18 protein-coding genes are annotated in these 23,642 nt (G+C 46.7%); 13 read left to right on the plus strand and 5 right to left on the minus strand.

Annotated elements, in window-relative coordinates:
• Positions 1 to 9: 9 nt before the first annotated feature.
• Genes LG272_RS06940 through LG272_RS06960 form a run of 5 tightly spaced genes read left to right on the plus strand, consistent with a single transcriptional unit; the run spans position 10 to position 5,281 of the window.
• A complete protein-coding gene (locus LG272_RS06940; RefSeq protein ID WP_404407529.1) occupies positions 10 to 1,077 on the plus strand; it encodes an alpha/beta hydrolase in 1,068 nt (355 codons plus the stop codon).
• A 25-nt stretch (positions 1,078 to 1,102) separates the two neighbouring features.
• Positions 1,103 to 2,185, plus strand: coding sequence for a ferrochelatase (hemH, locus tag LG272_RS06945; protein ID WP_126758620.1), 1,083 nt, complete (start codon positions 1,103 to 1,105; stop codon positions 2,183 to 2,185).
• The gene (locus LG272_RS06950; protein WP_126758621.1) at positions 2,178 to 2,423 is read left to right on the plus strand and encodes a hypothetical protein; all 246 of its coding nucleotides are present in this window, start codon (positions 2,178 to 2,180) and stop codon (positions 2,421 to 2,423) included. The genes hemH and LG272_RS06950 overlap by 8 nt, the downstream gene beginning before the upstream one ends.
• Positions 2,420 to 3,886 (plus strand): phospholipase D family protein, encoded by a 1,467-nt coding sequence (locus tag LG272_RS06955; protein WP_126758622.1) that lies wholly within the window; start codon positions 2,420 to 2,422, stop codon positions 3,884 to 3,886. The genes LG272_RS06950 and LG272_RS06955 overlap by 4 nt, the downstream gene beginning before the upstream one ends.
• A gap of 39 nt (positions 3,887 to 3,925) precedes the next feature.
• Entirely contained in the window at positions 3,926 to 5,281 is a 1,356-nt protein-coding gene (locus tag LG272_RS06960; protein WP_126758623.1) for an MBL fold metallo-hydrolase RNA specificity domain-containing protein, read from the plus strand.
• A 16-nt stretch (positions 5,282 to 5,297) separates the two neighbouring features.
• Here LG272_RS06960 and LG272_RS06965 read toward each other — a convergent pair whose 3' ends face one another.
• Complete coding sequence (locus tag LG272_RS06965) at positions 5,298 to 6,659, minus strand: SLC13 family permease (protein WP_404407532.1); 1,362 nt, start codon at positions 6,657 to 6,659, stop codon at positions 5,298 to 5,300.
• Positions 6,660 to 6,773: 114 nt separating this feature from the next.
• On the opposite strand from LG272_RS06965, the gene LG272_RS06970 reads away from it, so the two are divergent.
• Complete coding sequence (locus tag LG272_RS06970) at positions 6,774 to 8,801, plus strand: BCCT family transporter (protein WP_126758625.1); 2,028 nt, start codon at positions 6,774 to 6,776, stop codon at positions 8,799 to 8,801.
• Between the two features lie 4 nt (positions 8,802 to 8,805).
• On the opposite strand, the gene LG272_RS06975 is transcribed toward LG272_RS06970, so the two are convergent.
• The 3 genes from LG272_RS06975 to LG272_RS06985 all read right to left on the minus strand — a co-directional run bounded on the left by LG272_RS06975 (position 8,806) and on the right by LG272_RS06985 (position 13,075).
• Positions 8,806 to 11,865 carry a putative bifunctional diguanylate cyclase/phosphodiesterase gene (locus LG272_RS06975; protein WP_404407534.1) on the minus strand — a complete coding sequence of 1,020 codons (3,060 nt, stop codon included), beginning with the start codon at positions 11,863 to 11,865 and terminating at the stop codon, positions 8,806 to 8,808.
• Positions 11,866 to 12,026: 161 nt separating this feature from the next.
• The gene (locus LG272_RS06980; protein ID WP_404407536.1) at positions 12,027 to 12,479 is read right to left on the minus strand and encodes a GNAT family N-acetyltransferase; all 453 of its coding nucleotides are present in this window, start codon (positions 12,477 to 12,479) and stop codon (positions 12,027 to 12,029) included.
• Positions 12,479 to 13,075 (minus strand): YceI family protein, encoded by a 597-nt coding sequence (locus LG272_RS06985; RefSeq protein WP_404407538.1) that lies wholly within the window; start codon positions 13,073 to 13,075, stop codon positions 12,479 to 12,481. The genes LG272_RS06980 and LG272_RS06985 overlap by 1 nt, the downstream gene beginning before the upstream one ends.
• A gap of 128 nt (positions 13,076 to 13,203) precedes the next feature.
• On the opposite strand from LG272_RS06985, the gene LG272_RS06990 reads away from it, so the two are divergent.
• Both LG272_RS06990 and LG272_RS06995 read left to right on the plus strand, forming a co-directional pair.
• Positions 13,204 to 14,088, plus strand: a complete 885-nt coding sequence (locus tag LG272_RS06990; RefSeq protein ID WP_404407540.1) for a mechanosensitive ion channel domain-containing protein — start codon at positions 13,204 to 13,206, stop codon at positions 14,086 to 14,088.
• Between the two features lie 195 nt (positions 14,089 to 14,283).
• Positions 14,284 to 14,598, plus strand: a complete 315-nt coding sequence (locus LG272_RS06995) for a hypothetical protein (RefSeq protein WP_404407542.1) — start codon at positions 14,284 to 14,286, stop codon at positions 14,596 to 14,598.
• Here LG272_RS06995 and LG272_RS07000 read toward each other — a convergent pair.
• Complete coding sequence (locus LG272_RS07000; protein ID WP_404407544.1) at positions 14,585 to 16,720, minus strand: putative bifunctional diguanylate cyclase/phosphodiesterase; 2,136 nt, start codon at positions 16,718 to 16,720, stop codon at positions 14,585 to 14,587. The genes LG272_RS06995 and LG272_RS07000 overlap by 14 nt on opposite strands.
• Before the next feature lie 170 nt (positions 16,721 to 16,890).
• Between LG272_RS07000 and LG272_RS07005 the strand changes: the two genes are divergently transcribed.
• The 5 genes from LG272_RS07005 (at position 16,891) to prpF (ending at position 23,584) form a co-directional block, all read left to right on the plus strand.
• Entirely contained in the window at positions 16,891 to 17,592 is a 702-nt protein-coding gene (locus LG272_RS07005; RefSeq protein WP_404407546.1) for a GntR family transcriptional regulator, read from the plus strand.
• Between the two features lies 1 nt (position 17,593).
• A complete protein-coding gene (prpB, locus tag LG272_RS07010; protein ID WP_404407548.1) occupies positions 17,594 to 18,472 on the plus strand; it encodes a methylisocitrate lyase in 879 nt (292 codons plus the stop codon).
• 111 nt (positions 18,473 to 18,583) lie between these two features.
• Positions 18,584 to 19,708: a 2-methylcitrate synthase gene (prpC, locus tag LG272_RS07015; protein ID WP_126758632.1), complete on the plus strand. Its 1,125-nt coding sequence runs from the start codon at positions 18,584 to 18,586 to the stop codon at positions 19,706 to 19,708.
• A 79-nt stretch (positions 19,709 to 19,787) separates the two neighbouring features.
• Positions 19,788 to 22,382 carry a Fe/S-dependent 2-methylisocitrate dehydratase AcnD gene (acnD, locus tag LG272_RS07020; RefSeq protein ID WP_404407550.1) on the plus strand — a complete coding sequence of 865 codons (2,595 nt, stop codon included), beginning with the start codon at positions 19,788 to 19,790 and terminating at the stop codon, positions 22,380 to 22,382.
• Between the two features lie 5 nt (positions 22,383 to 22,387).
• The gene (prpF, locus tag LG272_RS07025) at positions 22,388 to 23,584 is read left to right on the plus strand and encodes a 2-methylaconitate cis-trans isomerase PrpF (RefSeq protein WP_404407552.1); all 1,197 of its coding nucleotides are present in this window, start codon (positions 22,388 to 22,390) and stop codon (positions 23,582 to 23,584) included.
• Positions 23,585 to 23,642 lie beyond the last annotated feature (58 nt).

The following is a 23,642-nucleotide window of genomic DNA, read 5'->3' on the forward strand; positions in this document are numbered from 1 at the left end:
ACAGAGAACATGACCACCGATTGGTTGACCATTAAGGCAGGGCGCGACGCTTGGTTACATATTCAAGATAACGGCTTAAACGCAGATGATATTGGCTTATTGTTAGGCGCTTCTGGTGGTCCTAAGTGGTTTGTTTTGCAGGGCATTGATCGTTATTTATTCGGTGACTTTTTCAGCCAGCGCACGCAACCGCTCGATATGCTGGGAACTTCCGCTGGGGCTTGGCGTTTTGCAAGTTTAGGGCAAGCTGATCCGGTGGCCGCAAGCGATTTATTCTGCCGGTTGTATCGCCAACAAACTTATAGTGCGAAACCTGATGTGCGCGAAATTACCGATGAAGCCATCAAATTGTTGCATGAATATGTTCCTGATGCCGCAGTGAATGACTTGTTGCAGCAAGATAAATATAGACATCATTGGATTGTCACTCGGTGTCGTGGTTTAACTGGTACCAACGGACGTCGGCAAATTGCTGGATTACTTGGGTCTGCGGCTGCCAATGCCATGAGTCGTCGGCATTTGGGGCGTTTTTATGATCGGGTAATTATGCACCATCCGCAGTCCACCGTTGAATTTGCTAAAGGTTGGCAAGATATTCCGACTTATACGGTGCCTCTTAGTCAGGAAAATTTTAAACAAGCGCTATTGGCTACCGGCTCGATTCCGATGGTTCTGGAAGGGGTGATGGATATCGCGGGTGCGCCGCCTGGAATGTACCGCGATGGAGGCATCACCGATTATCACTTTGATCTCGATTTTAGTGCGGTGAATGGGTTGGTGCTGTATCCGCATTTTTACCATCAAGTAGTACCAGGCTGGTTTGATAAAAGCCTGAAATGGCGACGCACGCGCGGGAAACAGTGGCCGAATGTGATCCTTATGTCACCGTCACCCGAATTTATTGCGTCATTACCATATGGCAAGATTCCGGATCGCACCGATTTCGCCAAACTAAGTGTTGAAGATCGCTTTAAGTATTGGCAACAAGCGGTTGAGCACGGCCATCGTATGGCCGATCAATTGCGTGAGTGGATAGAGTCGGGCGAAATTCGTCAAAAAGTTCAATTGTGGACCTAAATGTGGACATAAAGGAGTAGTAAGCATGCGTTTTCAAGGTAGTCCTAAGTTTAGTCATGCACAAACCGATAGAATTGGCGTACTCGTTACCAATCTTGGTACGCCGGATGAACCCACGACGCCAGCGCTACGCCGTTACCTACGCGAATTTCTCTCAGATCCCCGAGTGGTCGAAGTACCGCGTTTACTGTGGTGGTTAATTTTAAACGGTATTATTTTACGAATTCGCCCACGTCGTTCTGCGGCTGCATACAAAACGGTTTGGACAGAGCGAGGTTCGCCACTTCTATTTCATACGCAAGATCAGCAGCAGGCGTTGCAAGCGAAGTTAGCTGAGCGATATGGCGATGATGTGGTGGTTGAGTATGCGATGCGTTATGGCAATCCATCCATTGCCTCAGGCCTACAAAAATTGTTTGACGCTGGTGTTCGTAAGCTGGTGGTATTGCCGCTTTACCCGCAGTACTCGGCCGCAACTACCGGTTCAACCTTTGATGCTATCAGTCAAGATTTCAACAAGCGTCGATGGCTTCCTGATTTTCGCTTTGTTGGGCATTATCACGATGAGCCCAAATATATTGCTGCAGTAGTCGATAGTATTCGAAAATTTTGGGAGACGCATGGTAAGCCAGAGAAGCTCATTCTAAGTTATCACGGTGTGCCGCTTAGATATTTGCATGATGGCGATCCTTATCACTGTGAATGCCATAAGACCTCGCGCTTAATCGCCGAGCAATTAGGTCTTGAAAAACACGAATATATGACCACGTTTCAATCACGATTTGGTCGTGAAGAGTGGCTACAACCGTATACTGATGCTACTTTAAAAGCATTACCAGAGCAGGGAATTAAGCGTGTTCAGGTTGTTTGCCCTGGGTTTAGTGCCGATTGTTTAGAAACAATTGAAGAAATTGGCGAGGAAAATCGCGAGTATTTCATGGAAGCCGGCGGTATCGACTACGCTTATATTCCAGCTTTGAATGCACAGCCAGCTCATATTGATGCGCTCGCTGATATTATCGATAAGCAGTTGCATGGCTGGCAATTAACTCACGATGAGGCGCAACGCGCCGAACGCGCCACTGCATTGGAGGCGAAGCATGAGTGATAAGGTAGACAAATCCGATGATAAGCAAGCGGAACATGAGCGCGAGCGCGTGTTTCAAATTTCCGCTAACCGTGGGCGTTCTCGACATAAATTGCGCTATGTTGAGAGTTCGGTCAGTGACACCGGCGATTGTCGCTTATGTGTAGGGGCGTTGAGCCCCGACGAGGAATCTTCAGCATTACCGGACGATTCGACGACGGTTAAAGACGATAACAAGGATGCTACTAGTAAACCATGACCGAGGCGCCTGAAGGCCGATTTGCAACCGCTATACAGCCGTTACTAGCTGAACACCCAAAGCAAAGTGGTGTGGTGCCGCTAATTAATGCTCGTGAAGCATTTGCAGCACGGGTTGTGTTAGCTCGCCACGCGCAATATACCCTAGATATTCAATATTATATTTGGCGTAACGATCGCACTGGTACGTTACTGTTTGAGGCCCTACATGAAGCGGCTGAACGTGGTGTAAACGTGCGATTGCTGCTGGATGACCACAACACTGCTGGCTTAGATGCGGTGTTGATTGGCTTACAAAGCCATCCAAATATTCAAATTCGTCTTTATAATCCGCTGAAACTTCGTCGCCCGCGATTTCTTAATTATTTCTTTGATTTTGCTCGGGTTAATCGCCGCATGCACAACAAAGCCTTTATTGCTGATCAACAGGTTTTGATTAGTGGTGGTCGTAATATTGGTGATGAATATTTTGGTGCGCACGATGATATGATTTTTGCCGATCTCGATGCGCTGATGATTGGTCCGGTAGTAAAGCAGGCCCAACAAGAATTTGAGAAATATTGGAATAGCGCCTCAGCGGTTCCACTCAGTCAATTGTTCACGTTAACGAAGCCACAAAGTTTGACGAAATTGGAGCAACGCGCGAGCGTGATTGAAGCCGACCCTAGCGCACGGCAATACATAGAAGCCATTCGTGAATTACCGTTTGTGCAAGATTTTTTGACCCAAACGTTAGACTTTGTCTGGGCTGACGTTCGGTTGATGTCGGATAGTCCAACTAAGACGTTAGGTTTAGCACAGCAGCAACACTTGCTGGCTTACCAACTTCAGCAAGCAATCGGCAATCCGCAACACTGTGTGAAGTTGGTTTCGCCTTACTTTGTGCCAACAAAGACCGGTGTCGCACAATTGTGTGAACTAGCGGCTAGCGGTGTCGATATCACCATCTTAACTAATTCGTTAGAGGCAACCGATGTCGCTGTTGTTCACGCAGGGTATGCCAAATGGCGCAAAGCGTTAATTACGGCGGGCATTAAACTCTATGAAGTGCAAAAGGTATCGCCACTTGCGCGTAAACAAGAGCGTAAATTGCGGCGTCAGCGTCTGAAAGGTAAAGAGCGATTCGGTACCTCAGCATCTAGCCTGCACGCAAAAACCTTCAGTGTTGATAAAGAGCGAGTTTTTTTAGGTTCTTTTAACTTTGATCCGCGATCGATAGCGCTCAACACCGAACTTGGATTTATTATTCATAGCGCCGCACTCGCGCAAAAAATTGATCAAGCGTTTCGCGATACCGTACCTAATTATGCGTATCGTGTTGATCTTGATAAACAAGGTAAACTCTACTGGGAAGAGCGGTTAGGTCCACGAATAACTCGCTATCATTTTGAACCTGGCGTATCGTGGTGGCGTCGATTAGGCATGAAAACGCTGGCATTATTACCAATTGACTGGTTGCTTTAATTGGCGATAGCAAAATAGCCAGCAAACAAGGAGTCGTCTATGCATTTAACCTTTCTAGGCGGTTGTGAAACGGTTACTGGTTCGAAGTACTTACTTGAAACAGATACAACACGCGTGTTGGTAGATTGCGGTATGTATCAGGGCTACAAGTGGCTGCGTCGACGCAATTGGCAGCCTTTGCCAATGGGCATTCAAGATGTTGATGCAATTGTACTAACGCATGCACACCTCGATCATTCAGGGTTTATTCCTGTACTCTACAAACATGGTTATCGAGGTCCTGTTTTTACCCACCATGCGACGGCTAGATTATGTGGTTTGTTGTGGCCGGATAGCGGAAAAATTCAAGAAGAGGATGCGAAGTTCTACGGTCGCCATAAGTTAAGTCGCCACGAAAACCCTGAACCCTTGTATGATGAAGCCACTGCAGAGGCCGCTTTAAAGTTGCTTCATCCAATTGATTTTAAGCAACAGTTTGCAGTTGGCGATATTGAGTTTTCGTTATATCCGATGGGGCATATTCTCGGCGCTGCAAGTATTGTTGCCGAGCATAAAGGTAAACGAATCGGGTTTAGTGGTGATATCGGTCGCCCTAACGATATCTTGATGAAACCGCCGGAGCCAATGCCGTCGGTGGACATACTGTTGGTTGAGTCAACCTATGGTGACCGTCGTCATGAGGCAGACGACCCGTGGGAGCAACTTGCAGAGGTAGTGAATGAAACGGCGGCAAGCGGCGGCGTATTACTTATCCCAAGTTTTGCAGTAGGGCGCGCCCAATTACTTCAGCATATGCTAGTTAGCTTAATGGCTGAGCGAAAAATACCGCGAATGCCGATTTTCTTAGATAGTCCGATGGCGATAAAAGCCTCCGATATTTATGGTGATTATCATCAGTTTCATCGTTTAACGGCTGAGCAATGTCAAGCTGCCGAACAACAAGTAATTTATACCCCGCATGTTGAAGATTCAAAGGCGATTGCGAAGCAACATGGGCCACATATCATTATTGCTGGTAGTGGTATGGCTACGGGCGGGCGCATCTTACACCACTTTAAACATTGGTTGGGTGATCATCGCGCGACTGTTCTGTTTTCTGGCCATCAAGCGGGGGGAACGCGCGGCGCCAAGATGGAACAGGGTGTCGAACGCATTAAAGTGCATGGTGAGTGGCTCCCGGTTAAAGCTCGGATCCGCAGCCTTGATGGCTTATCTGGCCACGCTGACTATCAAGAAATAGGCGATTGGCTGCATAGCTCGCCATTGCCACCTGATCTACAGGTGTACTTAGTTCATGGCGAACCAGACTCATTAGAAGCGATGTCAGATTTTCTCAAACAAACCACATCATATGACGTCAATATCGCTGACTATATGGGCGTTATCCACTTTTAATTTCAACGAGTAATAGCTACACAAATAACATTACAATGGCGGCAGTCAATGCCGCCATAATCACATTTAACACCATACCTTCACGTACCATCATCTTGATTGTCAGCCGTTCCGACGCAAATACAATCGAGTTCGGAGGTGTGGCTACCGGTAAACAAAACGCGCAGCTACAAGCAATAGCCGCTGGAATCATAAGCAACTCTGGAGGTAAGTTCAGCGCGCCTGCAGCAGCTGCTAACACCGGCATAAGCAGCGTTGCGGTGGCCGTATTTGACGTGACCTCGGTAAGAAAACTAACGGAAATGGCTAACAGGAATACTAAAAGCCAGGTCGGGAGGCCTGCCAGACCCACCAAACCATCGCCAATAATTTGGCTTAATCCACTACTGACAAAGCCCTGTGCGAGTGCAATACCTCCGGCGAAAAGTAATAGAATACCCCAAGGAATCGACACCGCATCGCGCCACTCTAACAATGAAACACCGTCTTTATCGTGCCAAATAAACAGCGCTAAAACGCCCATGAACGCAACGGTTGCATCGCCCATGGTGCCTAAGCCGAGCGCCTCGGACCAGCCGCCGAATGGCGCCGTGCGCGTCATCCATAGCAGGATAACCATGCCAAAAATAAGCAACACACGTTTTTCCGCACTACGAATTGGGCCACTTTCGGCGATTTCGAGATGAGCCTCTGAGGTTAATCCTCGCGTTAACCACCAGGCCATAACTGGAATACCAATGATGACAAGCGGTAGTCCAATTTGCATCCATCGCATAAAGCCAAAACTGGTGCCGGTATAACTCTCGTAAACCGAGGCAAAAATTAAATTTGGTGGGGTACCAATCAATGTCGCGATACCACCTACTGACGCTGAATAAGCGAGTCCGAGAAGCAGTGCGCGTTGAAATTTGTGATCGGGGCTCGCGTCAGCCAGTGCCAACGCAACAGGTAATAATGCAAGTACTGCGGCCGTATTTGAGATCCACATCGACAAAAAAGCAGTAGCTATCATAAAGGCAAATATCATGCGGCGGGCGCTACTGTTGCCGAGTTTACGAACTAAACTCAAAGCGATTCGTTTGTGTACACCGCTTAATTCGACAGCTTTGGCCAACATGAACGCTGCCATGAAGAGCAGAATAATCGGGTTACCAAGTGCCGCAGAGACCTCGTTAACACTTGCAATACCGCCAAGTGGTAACAGTACAAAGGGTAGCAGTGACGTGGCTGGAAGCGAAATGGTTTCAGTTATCCACCACCAAGCAACCCAAACCGTGGTTGCTAACGTCCATGCCGCGGCGGTAGGCATGCCAAATAGGAAATGAGCCAACAAGTAAGATAAAACCGCAGCAATTGGGCCAGCAATTCGGTGAAACATAGTCTGTAGTGCTCCAGGAAGTTTCGAAATAGGCTATCAGAGTTGCCGCAGATTTGAAATTTTTCCTCTTAGCGCATAGGGTTAAATAACAAAAATCAAAGGGAGTGAGTACGCATGTCGAACACAAAAGCGAAATGGAACTCCGCAATTTTAGTGCCGGTTTTTATACCAGCCGTTGCAGTGATTGCGTTGTTAGTCATCGGTACATTGAGTAGTCCCGAACTTGCCGGTGAATTGTTCAGTGATGTATTAGCATGGATAACCAAGGATTTCGGTTGGTTCTACATGTTGGCTGTTGCCATATTTTTGGTTTTTATTGTGGTTGTCGCTATCTCCAAATGGGGACGTATTAAATTGGGCCCGGACCATGCAGAGCCGGAATACAGTTTCCCCGCGTGGTTCGCCATGCTGTTTTCGGCCGGCTACGGTATTGCCTTACTTTTCTTCGGTGTAGCCGAGCCAGTACTGCACTATGCGAGCCCGCCAGTAGGTGCGGCGCAAACCGTCGATTCGGCGAAGCAAGCCATGCAGATTGCTTACTTTCACTGGGGCTTTCATATTTGGGCAATCTATGGTCTGGTGGGATTGGTACTTGCTTATTTTTCTTTCCGTCATGGCCTTCCACTGTCGATGCGTTCAACGCTCTACCCAATGATTGGTGAAAAGATTCATGGTCCAATGGGGCACGCTGTTGATACCTTTGCGATTCTTGGCACCATGTTCGGCATCGCGACTACGCTTGGTTTATCGGTGATTCAAATTAATGCGGGGCTCAACTACTTGTGGCCCGAGATTCCTGTGAATACGACGGTCCAACTGATTGCGATTGCGGTGATTACGGTGTTTGCGATTATGTCGGTGGTTGCTGGCTTAGATAAAGGTATCAAACGGTTATCGTACGTGAATATGACGCTTGTGCTGTTTATCTTATTGTTTGTATTTTTTGCCGGCCCAACGGTTCATATTTTAGAAACCTATCTACAGAATACTGGCTCGTATTTAAACAATATTGTAGAGCGTACCTTTAACCTTCAGGCTTATTCGCGTAGTGACTGGATTGGTAATTGGACCTTGTTTATTTTCGGTTGGACTATTGCTTGGGCACCATTCGTCGGCCTCTTTATCGCGAAAATTAGCCGCGGTCGCACGATTCGTCAATTTGTATTCGGTGTCATGTTTGTCCCAACCATGTTTACGTTCTTCTGGTTTAGCGTGTTTGGTGATACCGCGCTAAACATGATTATGAATGAAGGCTACACAGCGCTAATAACCGAAGTTCAAAATGATGAGGCAATTGCCTTGTTTAAGCTCTATGAACGGTTACCGTGGACGAATATTCTATCTTTTGCCACGGTGGTCTTGATTGTCACGTTTTTCGTCACTTCATCAGACTCAGGCTCACTGGTTATTGATTCACTTGCGTCGGGCGGTATTGCCGACACGCCGGTATGGCAACGCGTGTTTTGGGCCAGTGCCGAAGGCGTGGTGGCGGGGGTGCTATTGCTAGCTGGTGGACTTGGCGCATTGCAAACCGCTTCCATTACTAGTGCGTTACCGTTTGCGGTCATTATTTTAATTGCTGCGTTTGGTATGTGGCGGGCGCTGGTAATAGAAGGGCATCAATATGCGAGCTTAAAAACCGCTATGCGAACCCATCGTCGTGGCGTGCACGCAGGCCCTTCGTATTGGAAAAAACGCCTAGCTGGGGTTGTTGATTTCCCCCGTCAGACAGAAGTGCGCGAGTTTGTTGAGCATACGGTTATGGAATGCCTTGGCGATGTAGCGAAAGAACTTGGCACCAAAGACTGGGAAACGGAAACCGCATTCGACGCTGATCATGTTCGTGCAATACTTACCATTCGTCGACAAGATGAAGTTGATTTCAGTTATGAAGTGCGCATGCGCGCTTATCAACGTCCGCAGTTTGCGATAACCGACAAGCGCGATAAACGAGATACTGAATATTATCGTGCTGAGGTGTTCTTACGCCAAGGTGGACAAGCTTATGATCTGTATGGCTATGAGCCAAATGACATCATTAACGATGTGATTAACCAGTTCGAGAATTACTTACAGTTTATGCATATTTCACCGGGTAGCTTACCGTGGGATCTTGAGCAGCATGATGATGACCTGAAATAATTGATTAAGTCAGGTCTTGGTTTTGGAGAAATATTAATAAATCGGCAAGTGGCATTGGGCGAGCAAAATAAAAACCTTGCCCATAGCCACAGCCGAATTGTTTTAATAAAGCAATCTGTTCTTTTGTTTCAACGCCTTCAGCAATGACTTCTAGGCCAACCTGTTTGGCCATCTTAATTATGCCTTGCGTAATCACTTGGTCGCTTAATGATTGCTCGAGCTCCTTAATGAACGCCCGATCAATCTTTAACTTGCTTACCGGTAAAGTTTTCAGATAACTCAAGCCAGAAAATCCAGTACCAAAGTCGTCAATTGCGACACGAATACCGCGTTCTCGCAGACGCTCGAGTACACTGATGGCATTATTAGTGTTTTCCATCAAGATGCTCTCAGTGAGCTCGAGCTCCAACATTTCAGGAGATGTTTGTGTCTCTTTAAGAACTGTCTCGATTTGTTCGAAGAAATTCGCTCGGTGGAACTGCAGTGCCGACAAGTTCACGGCAACACGTTGGATTCCGGCAGCATGTAGCTTTTGCATATCCTGACAGGCTTGTTTCAAAGCCCAAGCTCCCGCCGGAATAATTTGCCCTGTCGACTCTGCTAAGGGAATAAATTCAAGCGGTGAAATGGCGGTTCCATCATCAAGAAACCAGCGCATCAGCGCCTCGACCGAGACTATCTTGCCTGAACTAAAGTCAATAATAGGCTGGTAGTAGAGTTGCAATGATTCACTATCGATAGCCTGTTGCAACTGGCTACGTAAAATAATGTCGGACGCAGACATGGATTTGCGCTGTTGACTATAAAATTGCCAATGATTGCGACCTTGTTGTTTCGCCTGAGCCATGGCGACATCTGCTTGTTGGATTAGACTCAATGCATCTTTGTCACTTGGTTTGTATACGGTCACGCCGATACTGGCGGTTAAATATATTTTCTGCTTGCCAATCGTATAGGGTTCATCGATAAAATCCATGACTTCAGCAACCAAGGCTTCAAGCTGCGGAATTGACTCGCAACGGTTCGTGGCAAGTACGAATTCGTCACCACTGAAACGCGCAAGAATATCTGGTTGTTTAATGTGGTGTTGCAGACGCGCGGCGACGTGCTGCAAAATTTCATCGCCAACTTGTAAACCAAGACTATCATTGACAGGTTTAAAGCCGTCTAAATCAATAAACAGAACAGCGAGTAGTTGTTCCGAAGGCGAACTTTGCTGTTGCCTTACAAGGTGCGTTAACTCACTTTCAAATGCAGCACGATTGAACAAGCCCGTCAGGTTATCATGGCGCGCCTGATAATTGAGTTGTTGCTCTTGCTCTTTAATTTGTGTGATATCTCTACCGATACCGAACGTACCTAAAACATCGCCACCAATAATGATTGGCAGATTCGTAATGTCAAAAATCTTTCTCGTTTTAGTAACATAGGTAATTACTTCTGCTTCATAACGATGACTTTGTCCCGTTTGAATAATCTCGTTAAAGATTGGCAGAATGCGAGCATATTCATGGTCGTCTAAAAACGCCCTAAAGTGCATATCAAGTAATTGTTCACGAGTCACCTCAACTTGTTCACAAAAAGCATCGTTTACATGAGTGAACTTACCTTCGCAATCAAGTGAAAATACCGGATCTGGGTGCTGACTAAACAAACTGCGATAGCGTTGCTCGTTTACTGACAGCTCTTGGCGTTGCTTGCGTAAATGTTTTTGAGTGAGTGTGATTTTGTGACTGTGGTGGCGTAATGCACGATTTTGTTCAAACATCAGAACAAACGCGAGACTGAACAATAAACCAAGGCTAACAATTGCGGTTCGCATATTGGCGGCGTAAGAAAGCTCTTTAAACTCATAGAGCGTTGCGTGAAGTTCTAGCTCCGGTCCGTGCGGTAATGGAAGAATCGTTGATGCGAGCGCCAATTCATTTTCATGGGTCGGTTTATTATCTTCAAAGCTACGCTCTGCTTGCTCTGAAAGCCGAGTATAGACCTTGATACTATCATTCGTAAGGCGAGTAGCCGGATTCATCATTTGATTCAGATCGAATACAGCTAACAAATAGCGCATGTCGTCAACCACATCGGCGATTGGCAAAATCATGAGCGCAACCGCCGGTGCTTCTGATTGCATGAATTGCAACTCAGGAATCATAAAGTTTGTTTTAATGTGGTGCTGCACCAACCAATTTTGCACTTCGGGCATCGCGAGCACTTCAAGACTCGGCATGCGGCTGTCGGGACGATCTTCCGTCCATAACGTTCTCATATTGGTATCGAGTGCGGATAAACTCAGCAAATGAGGGATATCTCGAAGATAGGCTTGGACATCGGCGCGTCGATCAAACTCGAAATTTTTACTGGCCGCTTGCTCCCAACGCTCTGTCATTCGGCTCATCAATTGCACATTCACCATGGCCATGGTACTGCGAGCACTTGCCAGCCTGACCACTTCACGCTCGGCTTGTTGTTGAATTTCCTTGAGGCTAGCGTATCCCATAAAATACCAAGCCACGCTAGTTAGGAATACGGTCATAAAGCCAATAGCCATGGCTTGCTTTCCAGGTAAAGCAGAAGCAAACCTTTCTTGCCTTGAAAGCAAACTGTAGCCAACCCCCAAAAACAAAAGTAACACGGCAGCCACACTCGTAATATCTGGATGCGGGCCGAGAAGCATAAAACCGTTCGGATTGACATGCAGAGCAAGCATGATCACCGCTGAAACAGTTACCACAGCCGAAGATACGCGCATCCAGATGCGTTGTATCGGATGCTTCGGGTTCATCGCCAGCATGACACCAAGTACGATGAATAAAAGAATCATAGGCAAGTAGAGGGCGGCTTCGTACTCGCTTAACCACGACATGTAGAAGATGTCATGCAAGCTCGTGTTGACCAATAAGCTGTGGAGAGCGGCAACAATGATAATACCTGCACCCAGCCACTGTAATTGATAACGTTTAAATAATAGGCCGGCGATAGCAATGCCAATCGCGATACAGATGAGCGATGAGTTATTGGATAGCATCCGTTCAAACAGGCTTTGCGGCTCGACAATCGCGTTCATGACTAGACCAAGCAGGCCTATTGTTAAGGTCGCTACCAGCGTTGTAAATAGTGTTGCCGAAACAACAAAAGGGTTGATCCGTATTTTCGACAAGAGACTTCGTGCCTTACATTTTTATTAAATTATTATGAAGCCACTATAGGAGAGTTTTAATCTCACCGTCAACAGGCATCGTAGTGCATTAATAAACGATGTTGGCTAGGTCCCATAAAATCATTGATTTGTTTAATATCTTTGAAGCCTAATTGGCGATACAAATGAATAGCGCCGTGGTTATTAGGAGAGACGGTTAACGCTAATCGAGAAAATTCACGCGTATGGTTGTGTACATTAGCAATGAGCGACTGCATTAGTTGTCGTCCAACACCTTGTCCGCGAGCTACTTTGTCGACGAGTACCGACATAATCCATAAGGTTTTATCCGAGCCTGGCGCGGCCAAAACGTAACCGACAACGATGTTGTCGCTTTCAGCGACAAGAAACCATTGCGGCCATTGCGCCAAGGCTTGATAAAACAGCGGAGCAGGGTAGCCCTCGTCCGCATAAGTGTTGCTTTCGAGGGCTGCAAGTTGCGCTACATCGGTTGCTGTAGCCGGGCGAACAGCTGCCGCCATTATTGCGTAAACTGTACGCTAAAGGTTACTGGAACGCTGTAATCGATGCGAGAAAGCCCTGCAATCTCGCGCAGTTTGTCGATACCAGCAACTAGATTAAATGCTTTGGCATCAATAATAACAGGCTGCGTTGTCGTCGCTAGAAATCGATCCGTAGCAAGACGCGTTACCTGCAAATAGGAACTGACGTTTTCGCTCTCGCCGGCGATATACACATCGAGTTCAACAGCAATCGGTACAGAATCGCCGATTGACATTGCCATCAACACATCATCTTCTAATTTTGCTGTCGCAGTAACCACTGAATATTCGGTCGATTGGAATAAATGCTCGAGCATTCGTTCGTTTCGAATAGGAATTTGGGTATCTAAGCTAACCACAGGAATTTCAATGCTAACCTGGTTATCCTCCCAGGAGCCCTGTAAATCGGTAAAACGATGAGTTTCTGCCACATGATCATTTTTAACCGATACAAAGTTGAGTACAGAGCTTTCACTGTCAAGTTGCCAAGTATCAGCGCGTGCCGTTTGGGTAACCGTTGTAGTAAATAACGCGGCTGTACATAAACCAGTTAACAAAATATTTTTAATAGACATACAGTTACTCCTCATGTTGGGCTATAAAAGATAGCATATACATCATTTTTACTCGAGGGACTGACGGAATATTTACCAATCTGGTGTAAGATATTCGTCATAAAAATTAAAACCGACTAGGCCAACCTATGTATACGGATACATTGACAAATTTGTTTAACGAATTTCAGTTTTCTGAGCAGCTACTACGCCCGATTATCGCCACTCTGATACTGGTGACAGCGATAGTGATCATTCGTGCCATATTGTCAAAATTTATCCGCAAGAGCGTTCGTTCAACTGATTTGCGTCGCCGTTGGTTCGTACAAACGCGTAATGCATTATTGTTGTTAATGGTTATCGGTCTGATGCTGATTTGGGCGGAAGAACTGCGTACCCTAGCGCTTGGTATCGTTGCGATAGCAGTAGCTTTTGTGGTGGCTACCAAAGAACTTATTATGTGTTTGACTGGAAGCCTAGTTAAATCAGGGGGCAGTGCATTTAGTATTGGTGATCGTATTCAAATTAAAGAGTTTCGTGGTGATGTGATCGATCAAAACCTATTAACCACAACTATTTTGGAAGTAGGGCCAGGCAAGCACTCACATCAACGTACAGGGCGAATGATCGCCATTCCCAACTCGTTATTTGTTTCTGAACCTGTGGTAAATGAAAGCTATACACACGACTTCGTACTTCATGTATTCACCGTACCGTTCAAACGTGAGGACAACTGGCACGCCGCGCAATCAGCTTTGTTAGAGTCAGCTAACCGTCACTGCGCCGACTATGTTGAACAAGCTCGCCGTTATATGCAGCGGATGAGTGATCATCGCGGTATCGACGTGCCATCTGCAGACCCTCGTGTCACTATCTCAGTGCCAGCCGCCGGTGAAATTCATCTTATTATTCGTTTCCCATGTAAATCGGGAATGCGGAGCTTTATGGAGCAGTCCATACTAAACGATGTGTTCCAACACAATGACTTCACGCCGATTACCAAGCAAAGCAAAACGGAACTTGCTGAGCAATAAGCCTCTCTTCGTCAGATAATTTACGCTTACTAGCGAATGTTATATTGCGTTTCGCTCGAGAGCTTTCTATTCTATTCAAAGTCAATTTACATATTTAAATGTTTATAAAATGTTATCTATCTCCCGATAGATACTTCAGGGATAGGTGGTCAGGAAGGGATTCCTTTTAACTTAGCCGCATTAGAAGGGGCAATTTTGAGCACAATTCGCTTTGTAATAATCGGTGCAAGCTGTTTTTTGTTCACGAGTTGTAGTGAGCTAAGTCCCTCCTGTGATGCGGCACAAGCTAAACGTGAAATTCGTCAGTTAATTTCAGTAAAGTTACCGAGTCATGTTGAATTAACGATGGTTGGTGTCACGACATTGCGAACAAATTATGCAACCGGTGAGGTATTGTGTTCGGCGAAGGTCGAAGTACATGATGCATACGCTAACACCGAGTTGAATCGTACCGTTGGCTACATGGTGCAATACGATAAAAAGCACCAATTAAAAGTTACGGTGTTTTAACGCTATTTACTAACGAATTAAAATCGTTAACAGCAACCGGACGACCAAATAAGTAACCTTGATAGGTATGACAGCCTAACTTACTTAGGAACTGGCGTTGCTCTGGTTCTTCAACACCTTCAGCGATAACCGACAGATTTAAACTTTGTGCTAATTGTATGATTGCCTGCACAATTGAAGCTGTTGAATTCTGATGAAGCATATCGCGCACGAACTGAACATCAATCTTTAATGTTTCAAACGGCAACTCGGCTAGATATAGAAGCGATGAGTAGCCGGTACCGAAATCGTCAATAGCAAACTGTACGCCAACCCTTGTGAGCTCATGCATTTTCTCAGCCACAATTTCAATATCATGAAGCATGAGACTTTCCGTTATTTCAAGCTTTAGGTTTTGAGCTTTGATACCGTGATGTTTAAGTGCGTTGCACAGTTTCTCGACAAAGTCCGGTTGTTGAAATTGGCGACCGCTTACGTTGATGGCAAGTGTTAATGACGCAGTATGCGCACGATGACCCCAATTTTTCAAAATTTCGCACGCCTGCTGGATAATCCAATCACCAATTTCAATGATGAGTCCAGAATCTTCGGCAATTGGAATGAACGCTGCAGGTGAAATCCAGCCTTGCTCTGGGTGATACCAACGCAATAAGGCTTCTGCACCAACGATTCTATCTTCATGATTGACTTGAGGCTGCAAGAACAATTGCAGTTCGTTTTTGGATAGTGCGTTACGCAACTCGTTCTCGAGTTTTGTCTGCTGTTTCGCCTGTTCAGCCATACTAGCTTGAAAAACTTCAACTCCGCTACGGTGATGATTTAGTTTAGCGTGAGCCAATGCCAAACTCGCTTCCCCCAAAATTGAATCGGGTAAACTAGTTTTATCAAATCGGGTGACGCCAACAGATACGGTTAATAGATGGGTAAAGTGGCCAAGTTTATAGGGTTGCTCAAGTAAGGCTTGAATGGATTTGATCAGCGCAAATGTCTCCGCTTTTGTTCGATCTTGGTCGGAGCTAGCTGAACAAGGCAGCACCACAGCAAATTCATTGCCAGCTAGACGCGCAACAAAGCATTTTTTGTCGACCCGATTGTACAGATAATTTTGTAATCTATCGGCAACTTGTTGCAACACTAAATCGCCATTACTTGCTCCGAACGTATTATTTAGCGCCTTGAATTTATTGAGATCAAAGATTGCGAGAGCATGTGTTGCGTTAGCAATTCCTTCAAGATGTTCGATGAGCATTTGGCGATTCGCTAAGCCTGTTAAGCTGTCGCGTGTGGCTAAATTGTGAATGATCGAACGCGCTTCTTTTTGTGATTTAGCCTGCGCATAAAGGCGCTTATCGACAAAGGTGCCAAATACTGCGACAAGGATTGCTATCGCAGCACAAATACCGATGAAGTAAGCAAGCCAATGAGCGTGTTGAAATTGACCGTTCACTTCCGACACACCATAAAAGCGCGCCGCGAACATTGCTGTGTAATGCATGCCACTGATTGCAAGGGCTATGATGGCCGCCGAAATAACGCGACTTAACAAGCGTTTGGTTTCAGTATCCCGTGACCATCGATTCATCACGCGATAAGTCAACATTGCAATCACCCCGAGAGCCAAAGCGACCGCGATTGAAATTGAAAACCATGTCACGTTATAGAGCAAAATACCGTCAAATCGCATGGCAGCCATACCAACATAGTGCATAGCACCAATACCAAAACCTAAAACTAACCCGGCAATTAGGGTTGTCCAAATTGAAGCGGTGTAGGGGGCATGTTGAGAGACTTGTGTTTTGAGGGCGAACCAATTCGCAATAACTGCCGGTACCACAGAAGCAAAGGTTAATCCGACGTGATGAGAGATTTCTAATGGAATTTCAAATGCCAGCATGCCAATAAAATGCATACTCCAAACGGCAAGCCCAGCGATAACTGCACTGACGATTAACCAAATATGGCGAAACCGCGGTTGTTTATAAGAACTTGCTCGCGTGAGCGTCAACAGGGATGTGTAAGCACCAAGCAATGCGATAGCATAAGATAATAGGACAAGTAGCCAATTATGATGCCCGATGACGAGCGGCTGATTTGCTTGTCCTAAATCGAAAAATAGTTCCATAAAATTATCGACGCTCTTTATTTTAATTTTTTCGGTTTTTACCCATTGATACTCCCATAGTACGGGAAAATAGAGTACACAGTTTAAAAAAATAAATTGTCGACAATAGCGGCGCGTTCTCACTTGGAATTCGTTGAGAATAAGCGTATCATTCACGCGGTTCATAAAATATGTCGACAATCATGACGAATTCACCTCAAAGCCCATTATGGCGGTCGCCCGTCACTTCATCCGATCGACTTCTGCTTGAGATGCAGCGGACTATCGTGGAAGGCGAAATAGCCTCGGGTAGTAAGATTAGCGAGCCTGAACTGGCGCGCAAATTCAACGTGAGTCGCGCCCCTTTGCGCGAAGCGATGGCACGTTTAGAGCGCTGTCATCTGATTGAGCGTATTCCGAATGCGGGCGCGCGAGTAGTGAAACTTTCCACTGAAGGTCTTCGTGCACTCTATCAAATTCGTGAAGAACTCGAGGGGTTAGCGTGTCGACTGGCGGCGGAAAATATGGACGATCATGAAATTGAACAATTACGCGGCCTGCTTGACCAACATTTAACGACTCAGCGTGTACGCGAAGGCGAGAGCTATTATCAAGAAGCTGGCGATTTAGATTTTCATTACCGAATTATCCTCGGCAGTAAAAACCCATATCTGATTAATATGCTGTGCGACGAACTTTATTTCCTTGTACGCATGTACCGTGTTCAGCTCGGTATGAACGGCCCGCGCGTTTCACGAGCCTTCGATGAGCACAAAGCAATTATCAATGCCATTGCCAATCGCGATGGCGAATTGGCGGATCTGTTGATGCGCCGCCACATTGCCGCCTCGCGCGGTAATATCGAATTAAAACTGCAACAATTGGGGAAGTAACATGACACAAGTTCACAGTGCGGGTGCAAAATTCCGCCAAGCTATTGCTGACAATAAGCCACTGCAAATTGTCGGAACCATTAACGCTTATACTGCAATGATGGCTGAGCGTGTAGGTCACCAAGCGCTATACTTGTCTGGTGCAGGTGTTGCGAATGCATCGTTTGGTTTGCCTGATTTGGGCATGACCTCATTAAATGACGTATGTGAAGATATTCGCCGCATCACTGGCGCGACTGATGTGCCATTGTTGGTGGACGCAGATACCGGTTGGGGCGGGGCATTCAACATTGCCCGCACCGTTAAAGAAATGACTCGCGCTGGCGCTGCAGGCTTCCATATTGAAGACCAAGTTGCGCAGAAGCGTTGCGGCCATCGCCCGAACAAAGAAATTGTCTCGCAAGCCGAAATGGTTGATCGCGTGAAAGCTGCTGTAGACGCACGCATTGACGATCAATTTTTCATTATGGCGCGCACCGATGCGTTCCAACAGGAAGGTTTAGAAGCGGCCATTGAGCGCGCACAAGCCTGTGTTGAAGCCGGTGCAGACGCTATTTTCGCAGAAGCGGTTCACACCTTGGAACACTATCAAGCGTTTACCAAAGCACTTGATGTGCCAGTACTTGCGAATATCACCGAGTTTGGTGCTACGCCATTGTTTAGCAAAGACGAGTTAGCCGAAGTTGGCATTGAGCTGGTGTTGTATCCGTTAAGCGCCTTCCGCGCCATGAACAAAGCGGCTCTCAACGTTTATGAGAGCATTTTGGCGAACGGTCACCAGAAAGATGTTGTCGATAGTATGCAAACGCGCGCGGAGTTGTATGACTTCCTGAATTATCACGCGTTCGAAGACAAACTCGATCAGTTATTCAAGAAATAAGAACAAAAGCGCTATTAGATAATAGATATTGGATATTGGGAAAAACGAGTCGCTAATATCAAATATCGAATAGCTAATATCGCCTTAAGATTTTCAATTAAGGAGTTAGAGATGGTTGATAAGAAATTAACAGGCGCGGGTTTGCGCGGACAAGTCGCAGGCGAAACAGCACTATGTACCGTTGGTAAAAGCGGTTCAGGCCTAACCTATTACGGTTATGACATTAAAGAATTAGCTGACAAAGTGAGTTTTGAAGAAGTGGCTTACTTGTTGTCGCACGGTGAGTTACCGAATAAAAAGCAACTGGCTGACTATAAAGCACGCTTGAAAAAGCAGCGTGGTTTGCCACAAGAACTGAAAGATGTGCTTGAGCGCATTCCAGCTGATGCGCACCCGATGGATGTAATGCGTACCGGTTGTTCGTTCTTAGGCAACATTGAGCCAGAAGAAGATTTCAGCCAAGCGGATGCGAAAATTGAGCGCATGTTGGCAGCTTTCCCAAGCATCTTGCTGTACTGGTATCGCTTTAGCCATGAAGGCAAGCGTATCGAGACGCAAACCGACGACGATTCAATTGGCGCGCACTTCTTGCATTTATTGCATGATAAAGCACCATCGAAGTTGCACACTGATGTAATGAACACCTCGCTGATTCTTTATGCAGAGCACGAGTTTAACGCGTCAACTTTCACTGCGCGCGTCTGTGCTTCAACCTTGTCAGACATTTTCTCATGTGTAACCGGCGCAATTGGTTCATTGCGTGGTCCATTGCATGGCGGTGCGAACGAAGCGGCCATGGAATTGATTGAAAACATGAAAGATGCCGATGATGCTGAGAAGACGTTAATGGGCATGCTTGAGCGTAAAGAGAAGATCATGGGCTTCGGGCATGCGATTTACCGTGAATTCGATCCGCGTAACGATATCATCAAAGAATGGTCTGAGAAGCTTTCGAAGGAATTTGGTGATAGCCGTTTATATGATGTATCTGTGCGTTGTGAAGAAGTGATGTGGCGTGAGAAGAAACTGTTCCCGAACGCCGACTTTTTCCATGCTTCGGCTTATCACTACATGGGCATTCCAACCAAGTTGTTTACGCCCATTTTCGTGATGTCGCGTGTCACCGGTTGGACTGCGCACGTGAAGGAGCAGCGCGCGAATAACCGCATTATTCGCCCAAGTGCCGACTATATCGGTCCGGCACCGCGTCCAGTACCTGCTTTGGAAGACCGCTAAGCAGATGAAAAAGAGGCACTTCGGTGCCTCTTTTTGGCTTTCCGATAGAAAACACTGATGTTAATGAAGGGGCATAGCCATGAATACCGAATTTCGTAAACCGCTCCCGGGCACCACGTTACAGTATTACGATACACGTGCCGCGGTAGAAGCGATAAAGCCAGGCGCATATGACGGCCTGCCATACACCTCAAAAATTTTAGCTGAACAGTTAGTGCGTCGCTGTAATCCGGAAGATTTAACAGCGTGTTTAACGCAAATTGTTGAGCGCAAACGTGACTTAGATTTTCCATGGTATCCAGCGCGCGTGGTTTGTCACGATATCCTTGGTCAAACCGCATTAGTTGACCTAGCAGGTTTACGTGATGCTATCGCTGCTAAAGGCGGCGACCCTGCAAAAGTAAACCCAGTGGTGCCAACTCAGTTGATTGTCGACCACTCGCTGGCGGTTGAGCATGCGGGTTTTGAAAAAGACGCCTTTGAGAAAAACCGTGACATCGAAGACCGTCGTAACGACGACCGCTTTCATTTCATTAATTGGACAAAGACTGCGTTTAAAAACGTGGATGTGATTCCGCCAGGTAATGGCATCATGCACCAAATCAACCTTGAGAAAATGTCTCCAGTGGTGCAAATACGTGACAACGTGGCATTTCCAGATACTTGTGTGGGTACTGATAGCCACACGCCAATGGTTGATGCGCTTGGTGTTATCTCCGTGGGTGTTGGTGGGTTAGAAGCCGAGAGCGTGATGTTGGGTCGTGCTTCTTACATGCGCCTGCCAGATATCATCGGTGTTGAATTAACCGGTAAATTGAAACCGGGCATCACGGGTACAGACTTAGTCTTAGCGATTACACATTTCTTGCGTAAAGAGCGCGTGGTTGGTGCGTACTTGGAATTCTTTGGCGAGGGAGCCGATGCCTTGTCAGTTGGTGATCGTGCGACGATTTCAAATATGACGCCAGAATACGGTGCCACCGCGGCCATGTTCTATATTGATCAGCAGACCATTGACTACTTGAAGTTAACCGGTCGTGATGACAAGCAAGTTGAACTGGTTGAGAAGTACGCTAAGCACACAGGCTTATGGGCTGACAGCATGAAAGGTGCTGAATATGAACGTGTATTAACCTTTGATTTGTCAAAAGTTGAACGTAACTTAGCTGGCCCTTCGAATCCGCACGCCTTATTACCGGCAGCCGAACTGAGTTCACGTGGTATTGCGAAACACATTGAGCAACCAGAGAACGGTTTGATGCCTGATGGTGCCGTGATCATTGCAGCCATCACAAGTTGTACGAATACCAGTAACCCACGCAACATGATTGCTGCGGGCTTGATTGCGCGTAACGCGAATAAACTGGGATTAACCCGCAAACCATGGGTTAAAACCTCGCTGGCACCAGGTTCGAAAACTGTAAAAATGTACCTTGAAGACGCCGAACTCCTACCTGAACTTGAGAATTTAGGTTTTGGTGTGGTTGGTTTTGCGTGTACCACCTGTAACGGGATGAGTGGCGCGCTAGATCCGAAAATTCAAAAAGAAATTATTGAGCGTGATTTATTCTCAACCGCAGTACTTTCAGGTAATCGTAACTTTGATGGTCGGATTCATCCGTATGCGAAGCAAGCATTCTTGGCATCACCACCATTAGTTGTAGCTTATGCCATTGCGGGTACCATTCGTTTTGATATTGAAAAAGACGTGTTGGGCTTTGATCACGATGGTAACCCCGTCACCTTAAAAGATATCTGGCCAAGCGATGAAGAAATTGATGCGATTGTGAAACAAGCGGTGAAACCGGAGCAGTTCCGCACAGTGTATGACCCAATGTTTAGCATTGATGTGGATTATGGTGAGAAAACCGATCCGCTGTACAACTGGCGTCCGCAGAGCACTTATATTCGCCGTCCACCATACTGGGAAGGCTCATTTGCTTCGGGTAACAGCCTAAAAGGCCTGCGTCCATTAGCGGTACTTGGTGATAACATCACCACCGATCACTTGTCGCCTTCAAACGCAATTTTGGCAGACAGTGCGGCTGGCGAGTACTTGGCAAAAATGGGCTTACCAGAAGAAGATTTCAATAGCTACGCCACGCATCGCGGCGACCATTTGACGGCGCAACGCGCGACCTTTGCTAACCCGAAATTGTTCAACGAAATGGTATTGAACGACGACGGTGAAGTGATTCAAGGCTCGTTGGCGCGTGTTGAACCAGAAGGCAAAGTCATGCGCATGTGGGAAGCGATTGAAACCTACATGGAGCGCAAGCAACCGTTGATTATTGTGGCGGGTGCTGATTACGGCCAAGGTTCATCACGTGACTGGGCTGCCAAAGGTGTTCGTCTTGCTGGGGTTGAATGTATTGTTGCCGAAGGCTTCGAGCGTATTCACCGCACCAACCTAATTGGTATGGGTGTGTTACCGCTTGAATTTGAAGCGGGTACCACCCGTAAAACATTAAACATTGATGGTACCGAAACTTTTGATGTTGAAGGTGACGTGAAGCCAGGTGCCGTGATGACATTAGTGATTCATCGCGTCAATGGTGAAACCGTTAAAGTGCCAACCAAGTGCCGTTTGGATACCGCCGAAGAAGTGTCAATTTACTCAGCCGGTGGTGTGCTTCAACGTTTCGCACAAGACTTTTTAGCGGGTGAGGTATAATCGCCATGGCTTTTCCTCCACAACTGAAAATTGCCGCCACGTATATGCGTGGCGGCACCTCAAAAGGGGTGTTTTTTAAACTCGACGATTTGCCTTTGGCGGCGCAAACGCCAGGCCCCGCTCGCGATAAACTCCTATTACGCGTGATTGGTAGCCCTGATCCTTATGGCAAACACACTGACGGTATGGGCGGCGCAACGTCAAGCACCAGTAAAACGGTGATTTTGTCGCGGAGCTCACGTGCCGACCACGATGTGGATTATTTATTTGGCCAAGTGTCGATTGATAAGCCATTTATTGATTGGAGCGGTAACTGTGGCAACTTAACCGCAGCCGTCGGCTCATTTGCCATTAGTAACGGGTTGGTTGATGCCTCACGCGTTCCTGATAATGGCACCTGTGTGGTGCGTATCTGGCAAGCGAATATTCAGAAAACCATTATTGCGCATGTGCCGATCACCAACGGTGAAGTGCAAGAAACTGGTGACTTTGAACTGGACGGTGTGACGTTCCCAGCAGCCGAAGTACAGGTTGAATTTATGGACCCAGCTTCAGATGAAGACGCTGATGAGAGCGGGAAGGGCAGTTCTATGTTCCCAACCGGCAACGTCGTTGATGAATTTGAAGTGCCAGGTTTTGGTAAGTTACAAGCGACTTTCATCGATGCCGGCATTCCGACGATTTTTGTGAATGCTGCCGATATTGGCTACACCGGTACGGAATTGCAGGGCGCCATTAATGAAAACGCCGATGCGCTACTGAAGTTTGAAACGTTGCGTGCGCATGGCGCGCTGAAGATGGGCTTAATTTCATCCATTGAAGAAGCGGCGTCACGCCAGCATACACCGAAGATTGCGTTTGTTGCACCGCCGGCTGATTACGTGTCATCAAGTGGTAAAGCCATCAACGCAGGTGATATCGACCTGCTAGTTCGCGCTATGTCGATGGGCAAATTACACCATGCCATGATGGGTACAGCAGCGGTGGCAATCGCTACAGCGGCAGCAGTGCCTGGCACGTTGGTGAACTTAGCTGCTGGTGGCGGTGATCGTAACCAAGTGGTCTTTGGTCATCCGTCAGGCACCTTGCGTGTTGGTGCCGAAGCGAAGCAAGTGAACGGTGAATGGACGGTCACGAAGGCGATTATGAGCCGTAGTGCTCGTGTACTCATGGAAGGTTGGGTACGCGTACCACAAGACTAGAGCCACGTTTCTAAATCTTGACCGCCAGGGATGGCGATGATTTCTATTTCCAATGCAT

Origin of the sequence: Pseudidiomarina marina, from assembly GCF_044807045.1 — a bacterium.
Taxonomy (GTDB): domain Bacteria; phylum Pseudomonadota; class Gammaproteobacteria; order Enterobacterales; family Alteromonadaceae; genus Pseudidiomarina; species Pseudidiomarina marina.